Source organism: Nocardiopsis sp. TNDT3 (genome assembly GCF_003427465.1).
Classification (GTDB): domain Bacteria; phylum Actinomycetota; class Actinomycetes; order Streptosporangiales; family Streptosporangiaceae; genus Nocardiopsis; species Nocardiopsis dassonvillei.
This window is the reverse complement of the sequence record NZ_QPFC01000551.1, coordinates 1-7,578: the sequence shown is the minus strand read 5'-3', so window position 1 is coordinate 7,578 and position 7,578 is coordinate 1. Positions and strand designations below refer to the sequence as shown.

Here is a 7,578-nt window from a genome sequence, read left to right as displayed (position 1 = left end):
GCCAATCCCCCTCCGGGGCTCCCCCGGTCCCGGCCCTCATGACGAAAGACGGGTTTGCCGTTCCACCGCCCGGGTTTTCGCCCTCCGTAATGCATCGAATCGGCAGCTGTTTTCTAGAAACTCATTGCTAGATGCTAGGTGGCGTGTTTCGCTGGTGGTACACCTCCGCCACTCTGCGTCATGGGATCATCGTTATGACCAGCCCCACGGTCCGTCGTCGACGGCTGTCCGCCGAACTCCGCCGCCACCGCGTACGGGCGGGTATGACCCTCAGCGACGTCGCGGACGAGCTGGAGTGGTCCCCGGCCAAGCTCGGACACATCGAGACCGGCATCCGCAAGTGGCCGTCGGTCATGGAGATCTCCGCCCTCCTGCGCCTGTACGGCGTCACCGGAGGGCAGCGGGAGGCCATCCTGACCCTCGTCCGGGAGTCGCGCCTGCGCCCCTGGTGGACCGAGTACGAGGACGTCCTGTCCTCCGCGTACGTGGGCAACGAGGCGGGCGCCGTCTCCGTGCAGTCCTACGCGGGCATACTCGTCCCCGACCTCCTCCAGGTGCCCGACTACACCGCGGCGGTGGCGCGGGCCCTGGGCCACGGCGAGCGCACCGTCGAACGCATGGTGGCCGCCTACCTCAAGCGCCAGGAGGTCCTGGACCACGGCGGCCCCGACCTCGGTTCCTCCGGAAGCCTCGTCCGCTACCACGCCATCGTCGAGGAGGACGCCCTCCAGCGGGTGTCCGGGAACCGAGAACTGCTGCGTGCGCAGACCAGCCGCATCGTGGAGTTGGCCACCGGGTCCGATCGGGTGACGGTCCAGCTGCTGCCGACCTCGGCGGGCCCGCACCCCGGCGTCGCCGGGCCCTTCTCCGTCCTGGAGTTCGACGAGGACGAGGCCGCCCTGGCCTACGTCGAGGCCACCCAGGGCGGCTCCATCGTGGAGGCGGAGGAGTCGGTCGCGGTCTGCAAGAGGGTGTGGTCCGAACTCACGCGGATCGCTGCTTCTCCGCAGGCCAGCCTGGGTATTCTCCGTCGGATGGCGCTGCTGACCTGAGGCCTCGCTCGCGCTCCTCACGTATCGGGCTCAGAAGTTGGTGGAAATCGGTCCACTGTGGCGGGGACCGCTCCCGACGGCTTGCTAGTCTGCTTGGTGACAACCTCATAAAGTTCTCCGCGGAGCCCCCGTCCCGGACGGGAGCCCGCGTTGACGCACCGGATCAACGAAAGGGTCCAGACAGTGAAGAAGATCATCGTTCTGGCGCTGGTGGCCCTCGGGGCTTTCGCCGTCTACCGCAAGATCCAGGCGGACCGCGCCGAGCTCGACCTGTGGACCGAGGCCACGGCGGCCAGCGAGAGCTGACCGGCGGGTCTCCTGGCCGCCCTGCGCGGCCGTGGAGCTTCCACAGGGCGAACCGGGGACCGGCGAGAGCCGTCCCGGCCCGCTCGTGAGTGACACGAAGACGTGGGTGGGCCGATGATCCCGAGGTGCGACCCACGGCTTTGTGCTGCTCCCGAGCTGCGAACCGTGGCTTCGTGCGCGGGATCCCGGCCGGGTGAGCGGGACCGCCCTCCGATGAAGGTATGCTCTCCAGAGTGACCAGGGCTCGCGCCCGGGTTCATGGGGCCATAGCTCAGCTGGCAGAGCGCCGGTTTTGCATACCGGAGGTCAGGGGTTCGACTCCCCTTGGCTCCACCCAGGAAAAGCGCGGATCAGGCGTTGTGACGGGGACTCCCTACGGGGGTCCCCGTTTTCTGTTGCGGGTGGCCGGACCGGACGCGGGCCGTGCGGCGGCGGAGCGCGTCGTCTCGGCGAGGCCCCGGGGGCACCCCTTCCCGCGGTCTCCGGGAGCCCGCGGGAGTCCACGCGGCGAGCCGCTCGCGGACCCGGCCGGCTCCGCGCCGCGCTCTGGCCGGAGGGTCTTGCGGCCCTCCCGTGCGGGCTGCGCGGCTCTCGGAAGATACGTCACGAAAAAGCGGAATGGGCGTTTCGCGTCAACCCGTAAAGGCTCTTCCGCCGCCGAAGTCCACGGAACTGCTTTTGTTACTATTCGGTAGTTCCGGTTCGTCCGTCAAGGTAGGAAATGGGGGGCGGGTGCGGTCGCACGGTTCGTACGACCGAGGGGTCCGTATAGCCCGTTCGGGTGACATGGATGACGCAGAGTCCACTTCGCCCGGTCGCGTCCGGGTACCCGGTCCCACCGGTCAGGCGCTATGAATCCGCAGGTCATCACCCGTGTAATGGAAAGTCGGGGTGGTGTCTTCACGTCTTCGCGCAGCGGGCTCGCCTCTACCATATGCAGTTACTCTACGTGTGTGTATGATGACACTTCCCCTTAGTGCAATGGTCCTACTGGGCCATATGAGAAATAGGCCTCTTGGGGTCTGTTGGTGAACTGGGACGAACCGTAGTTTCGACACCAGCGACAACGAGGAAGACAGCGCGCCGAAACGATCGACCCCCGAAGACGAGCCTGGCGGCCCCCGCCCGGCCTCGTGACACCGTCCTCGGATCGGTTCGCTTCTCCTCACCCGCCGGCGGTCGCGCCAGCCGGCGGATTCCGATCACCACACATGCTGATCTTGGGAGTGGGGCAACATGTGGAATGAGAAGATGGCGGCCCGTGCCAAATGCCGCGAGATCGACCCGGACGCGCTGTTCGTGCAGGGTGCTGCGCAGAACCGCGCCAAACTGATCTGCCGGGGCTGTCCGGTCCGGACGCAATGCCTGGCGGAGGCGTTGGACAGCCGTATCGAGTTCGGTGTCTGGGGAGGCATGACCGAACGCGAGCGCCGCGCCCTGCTGCGTCGGCGCAAGGACGTCACCAACTGGTACGAACTGCTCACCAGCGCCGAGCGCCAGTACGAGCGGGAGCAGGCCGAGCAGGAGCCCCCGACCTCTCCGATCCCGGCCGCGGCTCCGGCCCTGGCCTCCTCCCCCGACCCGGAACCGACGCCGGCTCCGGATCCGGCCAGGGTCGTCGCGCCGGTCCCGACCGGGATGCCCTCCGCCGTCGCCGCCCGGTGACGACGGGCTCCCGGGGAGGGGAGCCCCAGCGGCCCGGGGCCTTGGGCCCCGGAGGCCCGGCGGCCTGACAGCCGGGAACCCGACAGACGAAAGTCGATGCGGCCTCCACCGAAAGGGGGAGGACCGGATCAGGGGAGGATCAGGGACGGCCCCGATAGCCGTGGCCGTTCCTATGGCGCATCATGAGGGGAGTACGGCCGATCCGTGCCGTACTCCCGTCGCCGTTGGGAGTGGGAGTGGCTGTGCAGGACCCTCAGTATCCGGCGAGGCGCCCCTGGGAACCGCAGGCCAGGCCGCAGATCCGCCTCACCGACGCCGAACGCGACGCCGCGATCACGGTTCTCCAGGAGGCCTTCGGCCGCGGCCAGCTCGACGAGGAGGAGCTCGACGAGCGCACCGACAGGGCCATGCGGGCCAAGTTCGGGGCCGACCTGGTCCCCCTCACCGAGGACCTGGGCGTCACCCCGGCGGGGACGCCCCGGGCGGCCCCCGGCCCGTCCGGCCGGTTCACCGGCCCGGGAGGCCGCCAGAGGACCGACTCACGTGAGCCCCTGCCGAGCACCCCGGTCGACCGGGTCGTGGCCGCGGTCGGGCACGCGGGGAACTACTTCCTCCCCGTCATCGCGCCCCTCCTGCTCCTCCTCGTGAGCGACAGGATCTCGCCCTACGTGCGGCGCCAGGCCATGGAGTCGCTCAACTTCCAGCTCTTCTGCGTCATCGCCGGACTCACGAGCCTGGCCCTGTTCTGGCTCGTCGCGCCCCTGCTGGTGACGCTGGCGGTCGCCCTGGGCTGGGCGATCCTCCCGGTCGTCGCCAGCATCTCCAGCCTCTTGGGCAACGACTGGCGCTACCCCCTGATCCTGCGCGTCCTCAAGGACTCCTGAGGGCCCGGCCGGAGGCGGGTCGGGGCGGTCGGGGCACCGCCTCCGAACGCCCCGGAGCCGCCGCTGTGGACCGCACGGACGCCCCGGAGCCGGGCGCGGCGGTCCACGCTCATCCCGCCCGCGGACACACCCCCCGACACGACGAAGCCGGGACGGAAGGAATCCGTCCCGGCGGAGGGAGGGTAGCCAGTCCGGGGGCGGGGTCTCCCCCGCACGGCACGGCTGTCCGTCTCTCGTCGCTCCCCGCGATCAGCCCTGGTGGCCGGGCTTGCCGTTCTCCTTGGCCCGGTTCTCGCCCGCGGCGGTGCGAACGGTCTCCTTGGTCTTGTTCTTCGCGGTCTTGGCCGCCTTGGCGGTCTCCTCCACGGCCTCCGTGGCCTTCTCCGCCGTCGCCGAGGCCCGCTCCTCCAGGTTCTCCCGCGTCTCGCGGACCTGGTCGCGCGCCTGGTCCAGGTGCTCCTGCCACTCGGCGTCCTGGGCCGCCTGGCGCATGCGGACCAGCGAGTACACGACGATGCCGCCGACCACGGCGGCGCCGCCGATCAGGACCCCCCGGGGAACCCGGCGGTTGCCCCGCCGGAGCAGCATGAGCCCGCGGCGACCCGGGTTCGGGTCCACGCGGTGGGCGGCCGCGGTGAGCACCTCGGCGACCCGCGGTGCCACGGTGTCCTCCACGCGCAGCGCGGCGTTCTCCAGCCGGGGTGCGGTCCAGCCGCGCGCCTGGAGGAGCTTCAGAGCGGCCTGGTCGCGTGCCTGGTCGGCGTACGGACCAAACCGTTCGGCCTGTTCCCGGGCTTTCTCCCGGGCCATGCCCTGCAGACGAGCCAAGCTCGCCTCAGTCTCTTTCTTGCGTGCCTTGAGTCGCTTGGAAGAGGTAGGCACGTCGTCAGCTCCTTCGGTCGTTCACCGGTTCTGCGGTCTCCACCCGGTGCGGCCGACGCTCGACTCCACACGGATGGTTTCTCCGTCGTCCTTACCCGTTACCCGGGTGTTATCTCAACATACGTCCTCTCCGTGTGTGATCTTCGTTTCGACACCGGCCGAGGGTTTTTCTCCTGTCCGCCCGCCGCGAACGGCGGGCCCGGGAGGAGGGGAGACCACCCTCCGGGGTCGGTCGGGTGCCCGGGGTGAGAGGGGTCCGTCCCGAAGCGGACGGAGTCCCGGACGCGGTGGGCGCGGGACCGGCGAGCTGCCCGGACGCAGCGCGGGGACCGGCGAGCTGCCCGGACGCAGCGCGACCGCGGCGGATCCAGGACGAGCCCGGGGGACGGACGGGTAACGTGAGCACGTAAACGAAGTCGACCGAAAGGCACGTAGGTGTCCGACTCCACGGCTCAGCCCACCGCGCGGCTGAACACCTCCAAGGGAACCATCGTCATCAGGCTGTTCGAGAAGGAGGCGCCGGAGACGGTCGCCAACTTCATCGGTCTGGCCGAGGGCTCGAAGCAGTGGGTGGACCCCACCACGGGCAAGCCCTCCAACAGCAGCCTCTACGAGGGCACGATCTTCCACCGCGTCATCGACGGTTTCATGATCCAGGGCGGCGACCCGCTCGGCACCGGCCGCGGCGGCCCCGGCTACAAGTTCAAGGACGAGATCCACCCGAACCTGCGCTTCGACCGTCCGTTCCTGCTGGCCATGGCCAACGCGGGCCCCGGCACCAACGGCTCGCAGTTCTTCGTCACCGTGGACAAGCCGTACTGGCTCGACGGCCGCCACACCATCTTCGGCGAGGTCGTCGAGGGGGACGACGTGGTCACCGCGATCTCCCAGGTCGAGACCGACTCCCAGGACCGTCCCCGCGAGGACGTGGTGATCAACAGCGTCGAGATCACCCGATAGCGGTGACGGCGCCCCGGCTCCGAGGAGGAACCCGCCCATGACCGCATCCCCACCGCCGTCCGGAGCGGCTCCGGAGCCGGAGCGCCCGGCCCCGCGCACCTGCTACCGCCACCCCGACAGGGAGACGGGGGTCAGCTGCAGCAGGTGCGAGCGGCCGATCTGCCCGGACTGCATGGTCGAGGCGTCCGTGGGCTTCCAGTGCCCCGGGTGCGTCTCGGAGGGGAACCGCGGGGTGCGCCGGGCCAGGACCGCCTTCGGGGGCAGGGCCGTCGCCAAGCCGTACGTCACCTGGACGATCCTCGGCATGATGGCGGCCGGGTTCCTCGCCCAGCTGGGTACGTCCACCCCGATCGGGCAGGCGGGCGCCTCGCCGCTGGTCTGGGAGTTCGCCATGCTCGGCATCGGCCGGGTCGAGGACGGAACCCTGCTCGGGGTGCTCCCGGGCGAGTGGTACCGGCTCCTCACGGCCGCGTTCCTGCACGGCAGCATCTTCCACCTGCTGTTCAACGGGTACGCCATGTACCTGCTGGGAACGCAGCTGGAGCGCTGGCTGGGACACGTCCGCTTCCTGACCCTGTGGGTGCTCGGCGCGTTCGCGGGATCGGTGCTCAGCCTCCTGGCGGAGCCCAACCAGTTCTCGGTCGGCGCCTCCGGAGCGATCTTCGCCCTGTTCGGGGCGGTGCTCGTCATCGGCAGGCGGCTGCGCCTGGACCTGCGCATGATCGGCGTCCTGCTGGTGGTCAACCTCGTGCTGACCTTCGTGGTCCCCAACATCTCGTGGACCGCGCACATCGGCGGGCTGGTCGCCGGGCTCGCGCTCGGCGCCGTGTTCGCCTACCTGCCCGGCAGGTCCGCCGGAAACCGTGCCCGTACGGTCACGCACGTCCTGCTGGCGGCGGCGTTCGCCGCCCTGCTCGTGGCCCTGGTGGTCACGGCGCCGCTGATCATCCTCCGCTGACGGCGGAGAGGCCGGGGCCCGGAGGAGCCCTCCTCCGGGCCCCGGCGTCCGCGGACACCCCCGCGCCGCCAAGGGGCCGTGCGACGACTCCTCCCGGCCCCGGAGGACATCCCCGCGCGGCCTCCGGCCCCCTGTGTGCGGGCATGCCGAAGGGAGCTACCCACAGCCTGTGGATAACTCTGTGGAAAACCCATGTCGTTGCTGTTCACCCGGGTGCGGACATGCCAGTGGAGAGCACCCGGAGGAGGGTCCGCCGTCGTCGCCGGGCGATCCGACCGCCCGGCCGGGGGGTCAGTGCCAGCGCGTGGACAGGATGACGGCCACGATGATGCCGCTGAAGCCGATCAGCAGGTTCCAGTTCTGCCAGTCCTGCATGTAGGGGATCTGGCTGCCCGCGATGTAGTAGACGGCGATCCACAGGATGCCCAGCGTGAAGAAGCCGAGCATCGCCGGTGCCAGCCAGCGCGGACTGACCTTGGGCTTCTCCTTCGAAGGAGGCGGTGTGTAGACGGCCTTCTTCTTGCGATCGCTGCGGGACTTGGGCACGGTCGCTGCTCCAGTACGTGGGGCGGGTTCCTGAACGAGAACACAGTCTACGCCCCGGGGGGAGCCCCCGTCACCGGCGGGACGTACCGGATCCGCGTCGGGTTCCGGAGGCGCCGGGTCGTGCTCCCAGGCGGCCGGGTGCTCCCCCGCCGCCCCTCGGCCTCGCGGGGGACGGGAGCCGACTCCCGTCGATGCGGGCCGCAGCTCCCCCGGGCTGTGCGGGGGCGACCCCGTACGGTCCGGGGCCCACGTCCACGGCGGGTGCCCTCCGCCCTGGACGTGCCCCGCACACGACGGCGGGCCGCCCCGTGCCCTCGCACGGAAG

Annotated in this window: 7 protein-coding genes, 1 tRNA gene and 1 pseudogene; 7 read left to right on the top strand and 2 right to left on the bottom strand. The window is 70.3% G+C overall.

The features are described from left to right. Positions 1-194: 194 nt before the first annotated feature. The 5 genes and pseudogenes from DQW06_RS14265 (at position 195) to DQW06_RS14250 (ending at position 3,907) form a co-directional block, all read left to right on the top strand. On the top strand, positions 195-1,052 hold the full coding sequence (locus DQW06_RS14265) for a helix-turn-helix transcriptional regulator (RefSeq protein WP_071620946.1): 858 nt from the start codon (positions 195-197) through the stop codon (positions 1,050-1,052). 183 nt (positions 1,053-1,235) lie between these two features. Further along, positions 1,236-1,358: a DLW-39 family protein gene (locus DQW06_RS29535; RefSeq protein WP_014912962.1), complete on the top strand. Its 123-nt coding sequence runs from the start codon at positions 1,236-1,238 to the stop codon at positions 1,356-1,358. A 260-nt stretch (positions 1,359-1,618) separates the two neighbouring features. Next, a tRNA-Ala gene (locus tag DQW06_RS14260) sits at positions 1,619-1,691 on the top strand. Between the two features lie 903 nt (positions 1,692-2,594). Next, positions 2,595-2,888, top strand: a pseudogene (locus DQW06_RS29810) (WhiB family transcriptional regulator); the annotation flags it as partial. Positions 2,889-3,265: 377 nt separating this feature from the next. Next, entirely contained in the window at positions 3,266-3,907 is a 642-nt protein-coding gene (locus tag DQW06_RS14250; RefSeq protein WP_013156228.1) for a DUF1707 and DUF4870 domain-containing protein, read from the top strand. A gap of 249 nt (positions 3,908-4,156) precedes the next feature. Here DQW06_RS14250 and DQW06_RS14245 read toward each other — a convergent pair whose 3' ends face one another. Further along, the gene (locus DQW06_RS14245) at positions 4,157-4,789 is read right to left on the bottom strand and encodes a hypothetical protein (RefSeq protein ID WP_013156229.1); all 633 of its coding nucleotides are present in this window, start codon (positions 4,787-4,789) and stop codon (positions 4,157-4,159) included. 435 nt (positions 4,790-5,224) lie between these two features. On the opposite strand from DQW06_RS14245, the gene DQW06_RS14240 reads away from it, so the two are divergent. Both DQW06_RS14240 and DQW06_RS14235 read left to right on the top strand, forming a co-directional pair. Then, positions 5,225-5,749, top strand: a complete 525-nt coding sequence (locus DQW06_RS14240; RefSeq protein WP_013156230.1) for a peptidylprolyl isomerase — start codon at positions 5,225-5,227, stop codon at positions 5,747-5,749. Between the two features lie 37 nt (positions 5,750-5,786). Beyond that, a complete protein-coding gene (locus DQW06_RS14235; RefSeq protein ID WP_013156231.1) occupies positions 5,787-6,707 on the top strand; it encodes a rhomboid family intramembrane serine protease in 921 nt (306 codons plus the stop codon). Positions 6,708-6,998: 291 nt separating this feature from the next. On the opposite strand, the gene DQW06_RS14230 is transcribed toward DQW06_RS14235, so the two are convergent. Next, on the bottom strand, positions 6,999-7,253 hold the full coding sequence (locus DQW06_RS14230) for a cell division protein CrgA (RefSeq protein ID WP_013156232.1): 255 nt from the start codon (positions 7,251-7,253) through the stop codon (positions 6,999-7,001). Positions 7,254-7,578: the final 325 nt, after the last annotated feature.